This window comes from Mycolicibacterium sp. P4_G11 (assembly GCF_056555145.1).
In genome coordinates this window covers 566860-583736 of record NZ_JBFUJW010000005.1, presented here as the reverse complement: position 1 = coordinate 583736, position 16877 = coordinate 566860, and the positions used below count along the sequence as shown (strand labels likewise).

General features: G+C 67.9%; 15 protein-coding genes. 9 read left to right on the top strand and 6 right to left on the bottom strand.

Annotated elements, in window-relative coordinates; genetic code table 11:
* Positions 1-39 precede the first annotated feature (39 nt).
* Genes AC1U2B_RS14180 through AC1U2B_RS14170 form a run of 3 tightly spaced genes read right to left on the bottom strand, consistent with a single transcriptional unit; the run spans position 40 to position 2764 of the window.
* A complete protein-coding gene (locus tag AC1U2B_RS14180; protein WP_480217276.1) occupies positions 40-1023 on the bottom strand; it encodes a 2-hydroxyacid dehydrogenase in 984 nt (327 codons plus the stop codon).
* The gene (locus tag AC1U2B_RS14175; protein WP_043390003.1) at positions 999-2138 is read right to left on the bottom strand and encodes an alpha/beta hydrolase; all 1140 of its coding nucleotides are present in this window, start codon (positions 2136-2138) and stop codon (positions 999-1001) included. The genes AC1U2B_RS14180 and AC1U2B_RS14175 overlap by 25 nt, the downstream gene beginning before the upstream one ends.
* A complete protein-coding gene (locus AC1U2B_RS14170) occupies positions 2135-2764 on the bottom strand; it encodes a TetR/AcrR family transcriptional regulator (protein ID WP_418006070.1) in 630 nt (209 codons plus the stop codon). Before AC1U2B_RS14170 ends, AC1U2B_RS14175 begins: the two co-directional genes overlap by 4 nt.
* Positions 2765-2859: 95 nt before the next feature.
* Between AC1U2B_RS14170 and AC1U2B_RS14165 the strand changes: the two genes are divergently transcribed.
* The 3 genes from AC1U2B_RS14165 to AC1U2B_RS14155 all read left to right on the top strand — a co-directional run bounded on the left by AC1U2B_RS14165 (position 2860) and on the right by AC1U2B_RS14155 (position 4625).
* Positions 2860-3438, top strand: a complete 579-nt coding sequence (locus AC1U2B_RS14165; RefSeq protein WP_480217275.1) for a VOC family protein — start codon at positions 2860-2862, stop codon at positions 3436-3438.
* Between the two features lie 86 nt (positions 3439-3524).
* Positions 3525-3764, top strand: coding sequence for a hypothetical protein (locus AC1U2B_RS14160; RefSeq protein ID WP_480217274.1), 240 nt, complete (start codon positions 3525-3527; stop codon positions 3762-3764).
* Between the two features lie 33 nt (positions 3765-3797).
* Positions 3798-4625, top strand: coding sequence for an MBL fold metallo-hydrolase (locus AC1U2B_RS14155; protein ID WP_480217273.1), 828 nt, complete (start codon positions 3798-3800; stop codon positions 4623-4625).
* Positions 4626-4644: 19 nt separating this feature from the next.
* Here the strand turns inward: AC1U2B_RS14155 and AC1U2B_RS14150 are convergent, their stop codons facing one another.
* The 3 genes from AC1U2B_RS14150 to AC1U2B_RS14140 are packed head-to-tail and all read right to left on the bottom strand — an operon-like array spanning position 4645 to position 6947.
* On the bottom strand, positions 4645-5466 hold the full coding sequence (locus tag AC1U2B_RS14150) for an SAM-dependent methyltransferase (protein ID WP_480217272.1): 822 nt from the start codon (positions 5464-5466) through the stop codon (positions 4645-4647).
* A gap of 57 nt (positions 5467-5523) precedes the next feature.
* Positions 5524-6333 carry a helix-turn-helix domain-containing protein gene (locus AC1U2B_RS14145; protein ID WP_480217271.1) on the bottom strand — a complete coding sequence of 270 codons (810 nt, stop codon included), beginning with the start codon at positions 6331-6333 and terminating at the stop codon, positions 5524-5526.
* Entirely contained in the window at positions 6330-6947 is a 618-nt protein-coding gene (locus AC1U2B_RS14140) for a TetR/AcrR family transcriptional regulator (RefSeq protein WP_480217270.1), read from the bottom strand. Before AC1U2B_RS14140 ends, AC1U2B_RS14145 begins: the two co-directional genes overlap by 4 nt.
* A 76-nt stretch (positions 6948-7023) precedes the next feature.
* Here AC1U2B_RS14140 and AC1U2B_RS14135 point away from each other — a divergent pair, with 76 nt between their 5' ends.
* The 6 genes from AC1U2B_RS14135 to AC1U2B_RS14110 all read left to right on the top strand — a co-directional run bounded on the left by AC1U2B_RS14135 (position 7024) and on the right by AC1U2B_RS14110 (position 16877).
* The gene (locus AC1U2B_RS14135; protein WP_480217269.1) at positions 7024-7902 is read left to right on the top strand and encodes an oxygenase MpaB family protein; all 879 of its coding nucleotides are present in this window, start codon (positions 7024-7026) and stop codon (positions 7900-7902) included.
* 46 nt (positions 7903-7948) lie between these two features.
* Positions 7949-8836 (top strand): class I SAM-dependent methyltransferase, encoded by an 888-nt coding sequence (locus tag AC1U2B_RS14130; RefSeq protein WP_480217268.1) that lies wholly within the window; start codon positions 7949-7951, stop codon positions 8834-8836.
* Positions 8837-9179: 343 nt separating this feature from the next.
* Complete coding sequence (eccA, locus tag AC1U2B_RS14125; protein ID WP_480217309.1) at positions 9180-11003, top strand: type VII secretion AAA-ATPase EccA; 1824 nt, start codon at positions 9180-9182, stop codon at positions 11001-11003.
* Positions 11000-12583, top strand: coding sequence for a type VII secretion protein EccB (gene eccB, locus AC1U2B_RS14120; protein WP_480217267.1), 1584 nt, complete (start codon positions 11000-11002; stop codon positions 12581-12583). The genes eccA and eccB overlap by 4 nt, the downstream gene beginning before the upstream one ends.
* On the top strand, positions 12580-16569 hold the full coding sequence (gene eccCa, locus AC1U2B_RS14115) for a type VII secretion protein EccCa (protein ID WP_480217266.1): 3990 nt from the start codon (positions 12580-12582) through the stop codon (positions 16567-16569). Before eccB ends, eccCa begins: the two co-directional genes overlap by 4 nt.
* Positions 16569-16877 carry a PE family protein gene (locus tag AC1U2B_RS14110; RefSeq protein ID WP_480217265.1) on the top strand — a complete coding sequence of 103 codons (309 nt, stop codon included), beginning with the start codon at positions 16569-16571 and terminating at the stop codon, positions 16875-16877. The genes eccCa and AC1U2B_RS14110 overlap by 1 nt, the downstream gene beginning before the upstream one ends.

The window sequence follows — 16877 nt, the reverse complement described above, 5'->3', positions numbered from 1 at the left end:
TGGTCGGTTGGTTTCGAGAGTAACCCACTTGACGGGTGTCTAGAGGTTGACTTCGTTCACTACGTTGGCCAGCTGGTGTCCGATGGCGAGTCGCTCGCAGTTGGCGACGGCTTCTTCCAGGTAGCGGCGCATCGTGTCAGCGGTGTACCAGGTGACGTGCGGGCTGACGACGACGTTGTCGAGCGCCAGCAGCGGGTTGCTCGGATCGACGGGCTCGGTCGCGAAGACGTCGAGGCCGGCGGCCTGCAATGACCCGCCGCGCAGGGCGGAGATCAGCGCGGCTTCGTCGATGACCGCGCCGCGTGACGTGTTGACCAGGACCGCACCCGGTTTCATCCCCGCCAGTGCGTCGGCGTCGAGCAGTCCTTCGGTGTGCTCGGTGAGCGGCAGGTGCAGCGAGACGACGTCGCTGGTGGCGAGCAGGTCAGGGAGCGCCCGCCAGCCGGGGTGGCCTTGTGCGCCACGGGTATGGGTGTGCACGACGGTCGCGCCCATCGCGGTGACGATGGTCTCCACGCGCTTGGCGATGTTGCCGTAGCCGATCAGGCCGACGGTGCAGCTGCCCAGGTCCCGCACCGTCTCGCCGAGGGTCGGGTCGGTCGGCCAGCCATCGCCGGCGCGGGTGGCGCGGTCGAGTTCCGGGAGCCGCCGCAGTGCCGCCAGCATCAGCATCACCGCGCCCTCGGCGACCGAGGGGGCGTTGGCGCCGGGCATGTTGGCCACCGCGATTCCGAGTCGCGTCGCCGCCTCGACGTCGATGGTGTTGACGCCCGCGCCCATCTTGTGGACGAGCTTGAGCCGGCGGCCCTGTGCCAGGTCATCGGCGCTGACCGGCCGCAGGACGTGCCAGAGCACATCAGCGTCGGGCAGTTCCCGGTAGAACGTGGTGTCGTCGTCGGCCGCGCAGAATCGTACGTCGATCAGATCGTGCAGTGGGGCAAGGAAATCGGTGACTCGCGGGCCGGGGGTGAAGTGCGCCAGTACCCGAACGGGTGGCGTCACCGCCATCTCTTGGCGATCCATTTGGCGATGAGATCGGCCTGCTCGCTGCGGGCGCCCGGGGTGGTGAAGTAGTGGTCGGAGTCGATGGCGTGCAGCGTCTTGTCCGTGGTGGCCAGCGCATCGAAGATGCGTTGTGCGTCAGAGGGATACACGCCCGAATCCTGCTCGGCGTTGATCACCAGCGCGGGGTTGTCGATGAGGGCCAGGTGTGGCTCGGCCCGGGTCTGGGCGTGCCGCAGGCTCCACATGGTCAGCCAGCTACGCAGCGTGCAGGCGGCGGCGATGCCGTTGGCCGACCGGTTGGCCTGGACGGGGACGCCCGCGTAGCACTGATTGGCCGGGCGTTTGGTGGGTTCGAGGGTGGGGTCGATCATGCGCAGGTCGGCCCAGGTCCGCATGACGGTGAACGGGCGGTCCCGGAATCCTGCGGCGCGGACGCGTGCGTACTCGGTTTCCACCCAGTCGGTGATCGCGTGGTTGCGGGCGACCTGTGCATCGCGGTAGCGCTGGACGAATTCGGGGGAGAAGGGCGGGCCGTTGTGCTCGGCGTAGGGGTCGAGATCGGGATCGGTTGCCAGTGCGTCGGATTCGTCGGTCACCGAGCCGTCCATCCAATTGGTGAGTACGTCCGGTCGGCCGGGATGGGCGGCGCTGGAGATGTAGCCGTCGGCGGGCAGCAGGTCGAAGACGCCCGCGGCCGGGCGCATGCCGTCCAGCGGGGTGATGTGCGGGGACAGCGCCTGGGCCTGGTAGGCGGCCATCAGCGATCCGCCCCCCGAATTGCCCAGCAGAATAACGGTTTCCACGCCGGCCACCTCGCGCAGCCAGCGCACCCCGACACCGATGTCCACGAGCGCGTGATCGAGCAGGAAGCTGGACTCGTAGCCGCGGAATCGGGTGTTCCAGCCGAGGAACCCGATACCCCGGGTAGCCATGTAATCGGCGAGATAGTGCTCGGCGAAGTCGATCTGGTAGTGCGCGGCGATCATCGCCACCTTGGGCTTGCGGCCCATGCCCCGGTAGTAGATGCCCTGGCAGGGATGTCCACCGGACCCGGCGCGCAGCGCGGTCGGCGAATCCATCCCGATGAACTCTCGGGTGACTCCCGCGGCGGACGAACTTCCGGGTTTGTTCATGTACGCGGATTCCCCTCGTGGTAGATGGTCCGGTAGAAGATGTTGGCCAGGGTGGTGACGCAGGCGTCGTCGTCTGCGGTGGTGGCGCCATCGCCTGACAATTGGGTATAGCAGAACTGGTTCAACATCGATACCAGAGCCACCGCGACGAGGCGTGGTTCATCGTCGGGGCAGAAGCCTTGTTGCTGAGCATGTTTGACCATCGCCATGATCAGCGAGATGGGCAGTTCGCAGATTTCGGCCCAGCACTGCGCGAAATCGTCGTTGACCATTGCCAATTGAGAGATGCCGATGACCTCGGCCAACCGGTGCCGGTAGGTGTCCCAGTGCGCGGCAGCGGCCTGATGGGAGCGTTCCCAGTTGGTCAGCTCGGGACCGGTGCCGGCCAGCGCCCGATCGCGGGCCTCGTCGCGGAAGCGCTCCGCCCATTCACGGACCATCGCTTCTTTTGAGTCGTAGTAGTTGTAGAACGACGCGGTGGACCGGCCGGCTTCGGCCGCGATGTCCGAAATGGTGGTCGCCAGAATGCCTTTTCGGGCGATGACGGCGCGGGCGGCGTTGTCGATGGCCGCCTGCGTCTGGCGGCCCCGCACGGTGGGGAGCTGCTCGCGTGGCGCGACGGTCACGGTGGCTACCTTTCGAAACGTCATTGATCAAACCTGAACCTGATGTTAGATTCAGATTCGGTGATTGACCAGACCCTGGCGTCAGGAGTGGCACGATGATCAAGCCGGACAACCGCAACACTGAATTCGAGCTGGGTGGCATCAACCATGTCGCCCTGGTCTGTGCGGACATGGCGCGGACGGTCGACTTCTACTCGGGCGTACTGGGCATGCCGCTGGTGAAGTCGGTCGATCTGCCAGGTGGCATGGGGCAGCATTTCTTCTTCGACGCCGGCAACGGGGACTGCGTAGCGTTCTTCTGGTTCACCCAGGCGCCCGACGGTGCGCCGGGCATCTCACAGCCGGCGGCGCTGCCCGGGATCGGGGAGTTCATGAGTGCCGTTGGTTCGTTGAACCACTTGGCCTTTCACGTGCCCGCCGAAAAATTCGACGAGTACCGGAAACGGCTGAAGGAGAAGGGTGTCCGGGTCGGCCCGGTGCTCAATCACGACGAGAGCCCCATGCAGGCGTCACCGTCGGTGCATCCCGGCGTGTACGTGCGGTCGTTCTACTTCCAGGACCCCGACGGCATCACGTTGGAGTTCGCCTGCTGGACCAAGGAATTCACCTCGGCCGATACGGTGACCGAGCCGCGGACCGCGGCCGACCGGCGGCCCGCTGTGGCACCGGTCTGACTTGCTACGTCGAGCGTGTGGGCTGCCGATCGTCCGAGCGGCGTGTCGTCTCAAGATCCCCCACGCTCGGTGAAGGGCGTTAGCCGATGACCGGACGCTTGCTGTCGGCCGAGGAATGCGACCGGCTCTGGCAGGCCTGGACGCCCGCCGAAGAGGCGGACGACATGCATCAGACCTGGTTGCGCGAACCGGCGACCGGGCACTATCGCCTTGATGGGTTCCGCGAACCGCACCATGGCGACCGGGCCATCCCTGGCTGGCAGAACTCTCGCGCCGCGGGTGTTAGGTCGGGCACGTCCATGGGAACCGCGGCCAATGCGCCTTGATCTCAACTATGGTTGAGGTTGCAGGCTTGGTGCATGCCTACTTGGATTTGCGATGGATGTGGAGTCGAGCACGCCGACACCGAAGCGCGGCCTCCCGAGAACAGTTGCGTTTTCACCGCTGAGGTTGTTCCCATCGAGGAGTGCGGTCATCTGCCATCGCACGGCACCTGGACGACTCTGGAACTTCTTGCCGCGCAGCCGCATCAGACTGAATACGTCGACCATGGTCGAGGAGTGCACAGCCTGCGCAGGGCACCTCGGTTCGCGATCGGGCACCGGTCATATCTGGTACAGACCGCGGCCGGGAACATGCTGTGGGACGCGCCGGCCTATTTGGACGATTCGATCGTCGGTCTGGTGAAGGCACTCGGCGGGATCGCGGCGATCGCAGCGAGTCACCCCCACATGTTCGGCGCCCAGCTGTCCTGGAGCAAGGCATTCGGTGGCGTCCCGGTCTACGTGAATGCTCGTGACCAAGAATGGGTTCCCGTCGCCGACCCGGTCATCGAATACTGGGACGGGGAGATGGAGCCGCTGCCGGGAGTGCGGCTGGTGCACGTGGGTGGTCACATGCGGGGCAGCGCCGTGGCGTTGACCGCGGACGGCACCCTGCTCGTCGGTGACACCATCTCCGGTGGTCTTGCCAAGGATTGGGTGTCGTTCCAGCGCATGTACCCCAAGCACCTGCCGTTATCGGCGGCAGTGGTGCGACGCATCGTCGACCGCCTTGATGCCTACGAATACGACCGGCTCTACACCCTTGGTGGCGACGAGATCGATCACGATGCCAAGGACGTCGTCCACCGTTCCGCCGACGCGCATATCCGCCATGTCAGCGGTGAATTCGACCACCTCACCTGACATCACGGCTAAGGCGCGGTTACTTCGTCGCTTCCACGAAGTAGCCGCGTGGCACGTCGGGCACGTCCATGGGGACGGCTGGTGCGAACCACCGGCCCCAGGCATTGCCCGGCTCGGCCACGTCGGTGACCACCGCCGACCAGCCGTGGTGCTCGGCGAGTTCGCCCGGCTGGTCGGTGCCGAACAGCCACGGTGCGCCGTTGCGCGCCATCGACTGTCGCACCGCTGCCAACAGCTGCGCGTCCAGCAGCGTTCTGCCGACGATGTCGTACAGCAGCACCGAACCCGGCGCCGATAGCGCGTCGACCCGTGCGAATACCGTGCCGACCGCGGCTTCGTCGAGGTATTGCAGCAGCCCTTCGATCAGCCACGCCGTCGGCCGGCGGGCGTCAAAGCCGTTGGAACGCAGGCTGTCTGTCCAGTCGCCGGTGAGGTCGGCGCCGATGGCCACCCGCGTGCACGACGGCTGCTCGCCCTCGAGCGCCGCGGCCTTGGCGGCGATCACCTCGGGTTGGTCCAGTTCGTAGACCGTGGTGCCGGCGGGCCACGGCAGCCGGAACGCGCGGGCATCCATACCCGCCGCGAGAATGACGACCTGGCGGACCGACTGCGTGGCGCGGAGCAGGGCCTCGTCCCAGAACCGGGTGCGCACCACGATCTGGCGGGTCGGCCGGTCTCCGGCTTCGGCGACGGCCTCGGCGAGCAGCCGGTGGCCGGTCTCGCCTGCCAGGCGTTCGGCGAACGGATCGGTGAAAAGCCTGTCAGTACGGCGGGATTCGTCGGCGCGGATGGCGGCGACCAGCAGGCCGGTGTTCGCCACGGCCTTGGCTCCTTCGTGCATCCCACCATGGTGCCGGTCTGCCGAGCACGGCGCTTGGATATTTTTGCCGCGGCTCGATCAGCCCGGCAGCCCCACATGGCTCGGTAGCGCACTGCGCCGTGATGCGTACTGCGTCGGGGTGATCGACGTGAACCCGCGGAATTCGCGCACGAAGTGGGGTTGATCGAAGTACCCGAGCGTGGCCGCGACGTCGGCGCCGTCGCCGGTGCCGGCATCGAGCAGGCGCAGGGCGGACTGGAGCCGCCGCACGCGTAGATACGCCTTCGGGGTCAGGCCGATCTCGTGGCGGAACGTCGCGATCAATCGCTTGGGGGACAAACCCGTCAGCTCGGCTGCCTCGGAAACCCGAAGGGACGGTTGATGTTCGGCGACGTGCAACACGGGCATGAGCGTCAGGGGCGTCGGCCGCAGCCGGGTGAGCAGAAAATCCTCCACGATCTCGATGCGCCGCGGCCAGGCCGGTGTCGCGATCAGTCGCTCACGCAGCAGCGCGGCATCGGCGCCCCAGAGGTCGGTCAGGTTGACGCAGGCATTCTCCAGGTCCGCCAACGGAATTCCGAAGAACGGGAGTGCGCCGCCGGGGCGGAAGTGGATGGTCAGTACCGCTTCACCCGGGTCGATGCGGGTGACGTACGACAGGGTGCCTGGGCCGGTGAGGAACGCCGGTTCCGCCGGCATGCGGGTGGTCCCGTCGGCCGAGTAGAAGTCGACCCGCTCCCGTCCGCCGACGTCGATCACGACGGTGGCCGCGCCGCGGGGCAGGGCTCTGCTGCGGTCGGACACCTCGCCGTCATGCGACCAGTAGCCGAAGAAGTCGATGTGCTGGTTCAGCGGCGGCCGGGGTCGGCGCAGTCGTGGCCCGGTCACCGGCGGACGGCCCGCTTACCGAGCGTATCGAGTAGCAGCGCCAGGTGATCGACCAATTCGTCTGGGCTGAAGGTGATTTCACCGGCCAGCCAGGCGCTCAAGGTCTGCCCGACGCCGCCGACCGCGAAATGCGTACTGGCCCGGCGCCGATCCCCGGCGGGCAACTGCAGGGCGTCACCGGCGTACTGGCCGAGCAGCACAGCGAAGAAGACAGTCGACTCACTGCGTTTGCGCGCCACCACTTCGTTGGACAGCTGGGTGCTGAACAGCAGCCGGCCGACCCGGGGGTCGTCGGCGATCGCGTGCACGATGTTGGCCATGCCGGCACGGCTCTGCTCGTCGGGTGCCGCTGCGGCCACCGCCGCCTGGGTCGTGGCGGCCAGGTCGGCGATGACGTGGTCGTACACCGCCTCGACGAAAACGTCCTTGTCGGTGAAGCTTTCGTAGAAGTAGCGCATCGCGACACCGGCGCCGCCGCAGATGGTTCGGACGGTGAGTTCCGGCGCCGGCGGCGCGGCACCCAGAATCTCCAGTCCGGCGTCGATCAGCCGGGCCCGTCGTTGGGCCAGGCGTTCTGTCGCGTCGATCCCGCGGTACGGGCGTACCTGAGGCACCCCGCCATCTTGACACCCCACCGCGGCGCAGGCAATATCAGGAATCAATCGTTCTCACTTTTGCGAGGAGTGACCAATGACGGTCGATCTGGTCGAACTGCCGGTCAATGCGTGCGCGCCGGGCCGGCGGGTGCGTCGCGATGTCCAGTACGCCGACGGGTTGGTCGGCGCCGCGCTGCTGGCGGGCCCGGCCAACGTGATCATGCAGCTGGCCCGGCCGGGCGTCGGCTACGGCGTCCTGGAGAGCCGGGTCGAAAGCGGGCGGACCGACCTGCACCCGATCAAGCGGGCCCGCACCACCTTCACGTACCTGGCTGTCGCGATCCTCGGATCTGACGACCAGAAAGCGGCGTACCGCAGCGCGGTGAACAAGGCGCACCGGCAGGTCTACTCGACTGAGGACAGCCCGGTGAAGTACAGCGCCATGGACAAGAACCTGCAGCTCTGGGTGGCAGCATGCTTGTTCAAGGGTGCGCTGGACGTATACCGCATGGTCGTCGGAGAGCTGGACGACGAAAGTGCCGAGGAGTTCTACCGGCAGGGCATGACGATGGGCACCACGTTGCAGGTGACGCCGGAGATGTGGCCGGCCGACCGGGCGGCGTTCGACAAGTACTGGCAAGAGTCGCTGGACCAGGTCCACATCGATGACACGGTGCGGGACTACCTGTATCCGATCGCCGCGGTGCGGATGAAGGGGCTGCAACTCCCGGGGCCGCTGCAGCGCTGGTTCGAGGCGTTCTCGCTGCTGCTCACCACCGGCTTTCTGCCGCAACGCTTCCGCGACGAGATGCGGTTGCCATGGGATGCCAAGCGGCAGAAGCGCTTCAACTCGCTGATGAAACTGGTGAAGGTGGTCAACCGGGTGCTGCCCGGGCCGCTGCGGCGTTTCCCCTTCAACTGGATGTTGCGGGACCTGGACTGGCGTATCCGTACCGGGCGTCCGCTGGTCTGAGTCTGGTCTGAGTCGGCAGTCAGATTGTCGGCGTACCCTCGCGCGGGTGCGGACCGACAATGACACCTGGGACATCAACACGAGCGTCGGATCGACTGCGGTAATGGTCGCAGCGGCGCGGGCCTTGGAAGCGGCAAAGCCCAATCCGCTTGCGGTGGACCAATATGCCGAGGTGTTCACGCGCGCGGTCGGCGGTGTGTGGGCCGACGTGTTGGACGGCGAGGCCCCGGAGCATCCCTTGGCGACGTCCGAGTTCGGCGAACCGTTCATTGACTTCCAGGGCTCGCGGACCAAGTACTTCGACACCTATTTCCAGAGTGCCGCGGCCGCCGGCGTGCGCCAGATCGTGCTGCTGGCCGCGGGTCTGGACTCGCGTGCCTACCGGCTGGACTGGCCCGCCGGCACCACCATCTATGAACTGGATCAACCGCAGGTACTCGAATTCAAGCGCGAGGTGCTGGCCGGCATCGGGGACGAACCGAAAGCCGAGCGCCGGGAGATCGCCGTAGACCTGCGCGACGACTGGCAGACGGCGCTCACGGACGCCGGCTTTGATCCCACGCAGCCTTCGGCATGGATCGCCGAGGGCTTGCTCATCTACCTGCCGGCCACCGCGCAGGGCCAGCTGTTCGCCGGTATCGATGCGCTGGCAGCGCCCGGCAGTTGGGTGGCGGTCGAAGAGGGCAAGCCGATGCCGGCCGATGTGTTCGCGGCAAAGCGTGCGGCGTCGGACGAGATGGCGGACGGCTTTTTCAAGCTGATCTACAACGAGCAGATCGCGCCGGCGGCCGATTGGTTCGGCTCGCGGGGGTGGCGCGCGGAGGCCACCGGTCTCGCCGACTATTTCCGCGCGGTCGGGCGTCCGGTGCCGACGAATCCGGAAGCAGCAACCATGATCGCCTCGAACAGCCTGGTCACTGCCGTTAAGGAGTGAGCGTCGTCACCTGCTCCGGCGGAGGGGTACGTCTCGACAACTTAAGTTATGCAATGCTAACTTCGCAGGGTTAGCTTAGGCATACTTAAGGAGATATGCGGGGACTCTAATATCCCGCGAACACCACCATGGGCACTGACACATTTGCGGTATCCGCCGCGGTGCATTTCGAGCAAACCGCGCCCGCGCGGCACAGTGCCCGTCTCGCGGCCCGCCGGGAACCAATCCGTTCCGGGTGCCGACTCCTTCTTAGGACGGCCGCCGCATGAGTGGTGGAACGTCCTCTGGCGTGTCGATGACGGAAAGGACCCACGTGCGACCGAGCAACGCGGGCAGTAACACAGTGGTCGCCGATGGTGACGCCGCGCAGCGGGCATCACGCGTCGATCGCGACGTGCTGACCCGGTTCTCCAGCAGCTGTCTGGCGCTCGGCCTGAGTGTCGACGGTCGCCGTCGCCCGGCCGACCTCGACGCCGCCCTGGGTGGCTTCCTGACTTTGACGCGTATTGCCGGCGAGCACTGCGATGCCTGGACCGGCTTGGCTGCCGCGGGTGCGGCAACGCCCGACGTGATCGAGGCGATCTGGCGCACGGTGTCCTCGGCGGGCGTGCTGCAGCGGGCCCTCGACCTCGCTGACGGCGATCTCGGCTTCAGCTACGACAGCGGTCTGTACCTGCAGTTCCGGGCGACCGACCGCGACGGCTTCCAGTTGGCCTATGCCGCAACCCTCGCCGGCGCCGGCGCCTACGAAGAGGCTGATCAGCTGGTGGGCGACCTGCTCGACCGCAAGCCGGGCTGGCTGCCGGCGCGCTGGGTGCGGGTGGCGATGTACCACCGCACCCGCCGCTGGTCGGACGTCGTCCGGCAACTGACCCCCATCGTGAGCGACCCGAACCTGGACGCGTCCTACGCGCATGCCGCGCGGGTGGCGCTGGGTATTGCGTTGGCGCACTTGGGCATGTTCGCTCCGGCGCTGTCGCACCTGGAAGACCCGGAGGGGCCGGTCGCGGTCGCCGTGGTCGACGGCACCTTCGTCAAGGCGCTGTCCCTGCGCGCGCAGGGCGAGGACGACGAGGCCACCGATGTGCTGGCCGAGCTGTACGCCGCGCACCCCGACAACACCGCTGCCGAACATGCTCTGACCGACACCAGCTTCGGCATCGACCCGACCACCGCGGCCCGCATCGAGGCCCGGCACAACCCGTGGGATCCCGAGACCGAGCCGACCGAGGCCGATTTCGTCGACCCGGATGCCAAGTCGCGCAAGGCGCACCTGCTCGTCGAGGCGGAGGCCGAGCTGGCCGAGTTCATCGGCCTGGAAGAGGTCAAGTACCAGGTGGCCCGGCTGAAAAGCTCTGTGGCCATGTCGATTCGGCGCCAGGAGCGGGGCCTGACCGTCGCCCAGCGCACCAACCACCTGGTGTTCGCCGGGCCGCCCGGAACCGGTAAGACCACCATCGCCCGGGTGGTCGCCAAGATCTACTGCGGTCTGGGCCTGCTGCGCAAAGAGACTGTGCGCGAGGTGCATCGTGCCGACCTGATCGGCCAGCACATCGGTGAAACCGAGGCCAAGACCAACGCCGTCATCGACAGTGCGCTCGACGGCGTGCTGTTCCTCGACGAGGCGTACGCGCTGGTGTCCACCGGCGCAAAGAACGACTTCGGCCTGGTCGCCATTGACACCCTGCTGGCCCGCATGGAGAACGACCGCAACCGGCTGGTCGTGATCATTGCCGGCTACCGCAAGGACCTGGACATGTTCCTGGACACCAACGAAGGTCTGCGGTCGCGCTTCACGCGGAGCATCGACTTCCCGTCGTACTCGGCCTCTGAACTCACCGAGATCGCCATGCGCATGGCCGAAAAGCGGGACAGCGTTTTCGAACCCGCGGCGCAGACCGAGATGGAGCAGCTGTTCGCACACCTCGCGACGGCGACCACGCCCGACGCCGCAGGTGTCGCGCGCCGCAGCCTCGACATCGCGGGCAACGGCCGTTTTGTGCGAAATCTGGTGGAGCGCTCCGAAGAAGAACGTGAGTACCGGCTGGATCACCTTGCCGCACACGACTTCACCGACGACGAACTCATGACGATCACCGCGGGTGACGTCGGCAACTCGGCCGCGCCGCTGCTGCGTGGTCTCGGACTGGTGGTGCCCGCACAGTGAGTGACGACCGAAAGACTTTCAGTTCCCGTACTCCGGTGAACGACAACCCGGAGCAGGTCGAGTACCGCCGCGGCTTCGTCACCCGGCACCAGGTGTCCGGTTGGCGATTCCTCATGCGGCGCATCGCCTCTGGCGTCGCCATGCATGACACCCGCATGCTGGTCGACCCGTTGCGGACCCAGAGCCGCTCCGTCCTCGTCGGTGGGCTGGTGCTCGTCACCGCACTGGCAGGCTGCTTCGTCTTCTCCCTGATCCGGCCCGCCGGTGTCGCGGGTAACGACGTGATCCTGGCCGATCGGGAGACCTCTGCGCTGTACGTCCGGGTGGGTGACCAACTGCACCCGGTGCTGAACCTGACCTCGGCCCGGCTCATCGCCGGACGGCCGGACAATCCGACCACGGTGCCGAGCGCGGAACTGGACAAGTTCGCTCGCGGCAGCCTCATCGGCATCCCGGGTGCGCCGGAACGCATGGTGCCCAACACTTCTCGCGATGCCGACTGGACCGTCTGCGACGCGGCCACCGGTGACGTCGTGGGCGTCACCCTGATCACGGGTCCGCTGGCCGACGGCGGATCCCGCGCCGCCGCACTGGGTGCCGACGACGCTGTGCTGGTTCGCAACGATGGCGTCGGTTCCGCCGGGGTCAACGGCGGCAGCTGGCTGTTGTGGAACGGCAAGCGCAGCGCGGTCGACCTGAACAACCGCGCGGTGACGGCGGCACTCGGCCTGGGCGCCAACGGAACTGCACTGCCCGCGCCGCGCGCCATCGCCGACGGCCTGTTCAACGCGATCCCGGAATCGGCCCCGCTGGCTGCCCCGGCGATCGTCAACGCCGGCCAGCCGACGCCGTACCCACTGCCGGTCGCCGCACCCGTCGGCGCGGTGGTCACCGCCATCACGACCGGAGCCGGCTCGGACAACGCGGGCAACGCCCTCCAGTACTACGCGGTCCTCGATGATGGCCTGCAACCGATTTCACAGGTCGTAGCGGCAATTCTGCGCAACACCGACTCGTACGGTCTGGAGCAGCCGCCGCGGCTGTCCGCCGACCAGGTCGCCCGCATCCCGGTCTCCACCGCGATCAACACCGCGGCGTACCCGGAGCGCCCGCTCACCGTCGTCGACGTCACCAAGGCGCCACTGACCTGCGCCCGTTGGACCAAACACGATGGCGCCACGACAAATTCGCTCACCCTGCTGTCCGGAGCGATGTTGCCGCTGCCCGCCGACGAGCACCCCGTCGCGTTGGCCGGCCCCGCCGGCACCGCGCAGCGCGTGGCGGTGGCCCCGGGCACCGGATACTTCGTCCAGGCCACCGGACAAGCCGGCACCCCGGCGCTGTCCGGCTACTGGATCAGCGACACCGGCGTCCGCTACGGCATCTCCACCGAAGGTGACGCCACCAACGCAAATCGCAAAACCCCTGCCGCGCTGGGGCTTACCGCGTCACCGCTGCCGGTGCCGTGGTCGATCCTCAGCCAGTTCGCGCCCGGCCCGACATTGTCGCGGAGTGACGCGTTGCAGCTTCCGGCACTGGTTCGCCCAGCTGTCGACACCGTTTTGAGGGAGAACCCGTGAGCCGTCTGATCTTCGAAGCGCGGCGCCGGCTGCCCGTCCCGGCGACCCGCGCGAGCGTCATCACCATCGAGGCGCCGCCCGAGCTGCCGCGCCTGGTGCCGCCGTCGCTGCTGCGCCGCGTGCTGCCCTACCTGATCGTCATCCTGATTGTCGGCATGGTCGTGGCCCTGGTGGCCACCGGCATGCGCGTCATCTCGCCGCAGACGCTGTTCTTCCCGTTCGTGCTCCTGTTGGCCGCCACCGCCTTCTACCGCGGTTCGGACAACAAGACCCGGACCGAAGAGGTCGACGCCGAGCGCGCCGACTACCTGCGCTACCTGTCGGTGGTGCGGGACAACGTCCGGGCCCAGGCCGCCGAGCAGCGCGCGGCCCGCGAATGGTCCCACCCCGCACCCGAGCAGCTGGCCGCCGTCGCGGGCACCCGACGCCAGTGGGAGCGCGACCCGCACGACGCCGACTTCCTGGTGGTGCGCGCCGGGCTGCATGACGCGCGCCTGGAGACGGTGCTGCAGGTCAAGGACACCGCGGCCGAGATCGATCTGGAGCCGGTGTCGCACAGCGCATTGCGCGGACTGCTCGACGTCCAGCGGACGGTTCCCGCGGTTCCCGGTGGTATCGACCTGACCAAGGTTTCGCGGATCACCGTGCTCGGCGATGCCGACGAGGTACGGGGCGCGTTGCGCGCCTGGATCGCGCAAGCGGTGACCTGGCACGATCCCGCCCTGCTCGGGGTCGGCCTGGCGGCCGCGGATGCCGAGGCTCTCGAATCGGAATCCTGGTCCTGGCTGAAGTGGCTGCCGCACAGTGACATTCCCGGCCAGATCGACGGTGTCGGCCCGGCGCGCTACCTGGCCGCCGGTGTTCCCGAACTCGCCGGCATGCTGTCCGATGAACTCGCGGACCGGCAGCCGTTCGGCGGCGCGGACACCGCGCCGCTGCGGCACCTGCTGATCGTCGTGGACGACCCGGATGCCGACATCAACGAGCTCCTGCCGCGGGCCGGACTGGCCGGCGTCACCGTGGTGCAGCGCGGCACGGAACAGCCGGAGTACGCGGACCCCGACCGCCCGGTGCTGCGGGTGGCCGACGGCCGCATCGAGCGGTGGGCGGCAGCCGGCTGGCAGTCGTACTTCGATGCCGCCGACGGCTTTTCGCCGCGGGCCGCCGCGCACCTGGCGCGCAGTCTCGCGCGCTGGGACTCCAACCCGAACCGGGCCCGGAGTACCGGTGCCGGACTGACCACCTTCGGCACCCTGCTGGGGATTCCCGATGCGGCCGCATTGGACGTCGCGGGCCTCTGGGCGCCGCGCACGCGGGCCGACGAGCTGCGGGTACCCATCGGCGTCACCGCCACCGGTGAACCGTTGATGTTCGACCTGAAGGACGAGGCCGAAGGAGGCATGGGGCCGCACGGTCTGATGATCGGTATGACGGGCTCCGGCAAGTCTCAGACCCTCATGTCGATCCTGTTGTCGCTGTTGACGACTCACTCGGCCGAACGCCTCATCGTCATCTACGCCGACTTCAAGGGCGAGGCCGGCGCCGACATCTTCCGGGATTTCCCGCAGGTGGTCGCCGTCATCTCGAACATGGCCGAGAAGCGGTCGCTGGCCGACCGGTTCGCGGACACCCTGCGCGGTGAGGTGGCGCGGCGTGAGCAGCTGCTGATGGAGGCCGGCCGCCGCGTGCAGGGCAGTGCCTTCAACTCGGTGCTCGAATACGAGGCGGCGCAGGCGGCTGGGCACGACCTGCCCCCGATCCCGACGCTGCTGGTGGTCGCCGACGAGTTCTCGCTGATGCTCGCCGACCATCCCGAATACGCCGAGCTGTTCGATTATGTTGCCCGCAAGGGCCGTTCGTTCCGCATCCACATCCTGTTCGCGTCCCAGACGCTGGACGTGGGCCGGATCAAGGACATCGACAAGAACACCTCGTACCGCATCGGTCTGAAGGTCGCGAGCCCGTCGATCAGCCGGCAGATCATCGGTGTCGAGGACGCGTACCACATCGAGGCCGGTCCGGAACACAAGGGCGAGGGCTTCCTGGTCCCCACCCCCGGCGCCGTGCCGGTCAAGTTCCGCAGCACCTACGTGGACGGTATCTACGACCCGCCGCGGGTCGAGAAAGCCGTTGTGGTGCATGCGGTTCCGCAGCCACAGCTGTTCCCGGCAGGCCACGTCACCCCGGCTCCCGACACGGTGATCGTCACCGACACGGCTCCGGATCTGCGTGCGCCGCGCAAGCTGGTCGCGACCGTCGGCGAGCAGCTGGCCCAGTACGGTCCGCGGGCGCCGCGGCTGTGGCTGGCGCCGCTGGACCAGCCGATCGCGTTGCCGGAGCTGTTGGCCGGCACCGAGATTCCTGCGGGCCATGGCCGTTGGCCTCTTGGCGAGATCGACCGTCCGTTCCAGATGCGTCGCGACCCACTGGTCTTCGACGCCGGTTCGGCGGCCGCCAACCTGGTCATCCACGGTGGGCCGAAGTCCGGGAAATCGACGGCACTGCAGACGTTCATCCTGTCCGCGGCCGCGACGCACTCGCCACGCGCTGTCACGTTCTACTGCCTGGACTACGGCGGCGGCGGGCTGCGCTCGCTCAAGCCACTGGCCCATGTCGGCAGCGTCGCGTCGCCGCTGGAGCCCGAACGCATCCGTCGCACCTTCGGTGAACTCGAGCAGCTGCTCGCGTCCCGCCAGGCCCGGGCCGCCGCCGGCGACGGTGATCTGCGCGATGACGGCTATGGCGACGTGTTCCTGGTGATCGACAACCTGTATGCGTTCAGCCGGGACAACACCGACACGTTCAACACCCGTAACCCGTTGCTGTCCAAGGTGACCGAATTGGTCAACACCGGCATGGCCTACGGCATCCACGTGGTGCTCACGACGCCGAACTGGCTCGAGGTGCCGCTGGCGATGCGCGACGGGCTGGGTCTGCGGCTCGAGCTCAAGCTGGCCGACTCGCGCGACAGCAATGTGCGGTCGCCAGGTACCCCCGGTGTGGCGGCCCTGTCCCGCCCCGCCGACGGTGTCCCCGCCGACCAACCGGGCCGCGGCCTGACCATGGCGGCCGAGCATTTCCTGTTCGCCGAACCGGATCTCGGTGCGATCGCTGCCATCAACGCCCACTACCCGGGGCAGACGGCGCCGCCCGTGCGTCTGCTGCCGACGGACCTGGCGCCGGAAACCCTTGCGCCGTTGTACCGGAACCCCGAGTCGGTGGTGATCGGTCAGCGCGAGCAGGACCTGGCACCGGTTGCGGTCGACTTCTCGGCCAACCCGCTGCTGATGGTGCTGGGCGACGCCAAGTCCGGTAAGACCACGTTGCTGCGGCATCTGATCCGCACCATCCGGGAGAACTCGACGCCGGAGTCGGTGGCGTTCACCGTGATCGACCGCAGACTGCATCTGGTGGACGAACCGTTGTTCGCGGACAACGAGTACACCCCCAACGTCGACCGGGTCACCCCGGCGATGCTCGGCCTGGCTGCACTGCTCGAAAAGCGCAGGCCCCCAGCGGGTCTGTCGGCCGCGGAGCTGAGCGGGTGGACCTACCGGAACGGGCAGGGCAACCACCTGCACTACCTGATCATCGACGACGTCGACCAGATCCCGGATGCACCCGCGGTCAGCGGTCCGTTCGTCGGCCAGCGGCCCTGGACGGTACTGCTGGGGCTGTTGGCCCAGGCCGCCGAACTGGGTCTGCGGGTGATCGTCACCGCCCGGGCCGCCGGCTCGGCCCACGCGGTGATGACTGCCCCGCTGTTGCGCAGGCTCAACGAGCTGCAGGCCACCACCGTCATGCTGTCCGGCAACCCGCAGGACAGCGGCCGGATCCGCGGCCACCGGTTCAACCGCCTGCCCGCCGGTCGCGCCATGGTGGTCGGCGACAGCGATGAAGCCACGTATGTCCAGCTGATCAATCCGCTGGTGGCAGACCCGATTACGGGCCGACCCACCGGACCACAACGAGGGGAGTTCCACTGATGACCTTGCGCGTTGTTCCCGAAGGACTGACGGCAGCCGGGGCGGCCGTCGAAGCACTGACCGCCCGCCTGGCCGCCGCCCATGCCGCGGCCGCTCCGGCGGTCACCGCGGTGATCCCGCCCGCCGCCGACCCCGTGTCGCTGCAGACGGCGATCGGGCTGAGCGCCCACGGCGCCGAGCACGAGGCCGTCGCGGCGCAGGGCGTCACCGAACTCGGCCGTGCCGGTGGCGGTGTCAGCGAGGCGGGCATCAGCTACGCGACGGGCGATGCCGAAGCCGCCGCCACCTACGTGACGGTGTTGGGCTGA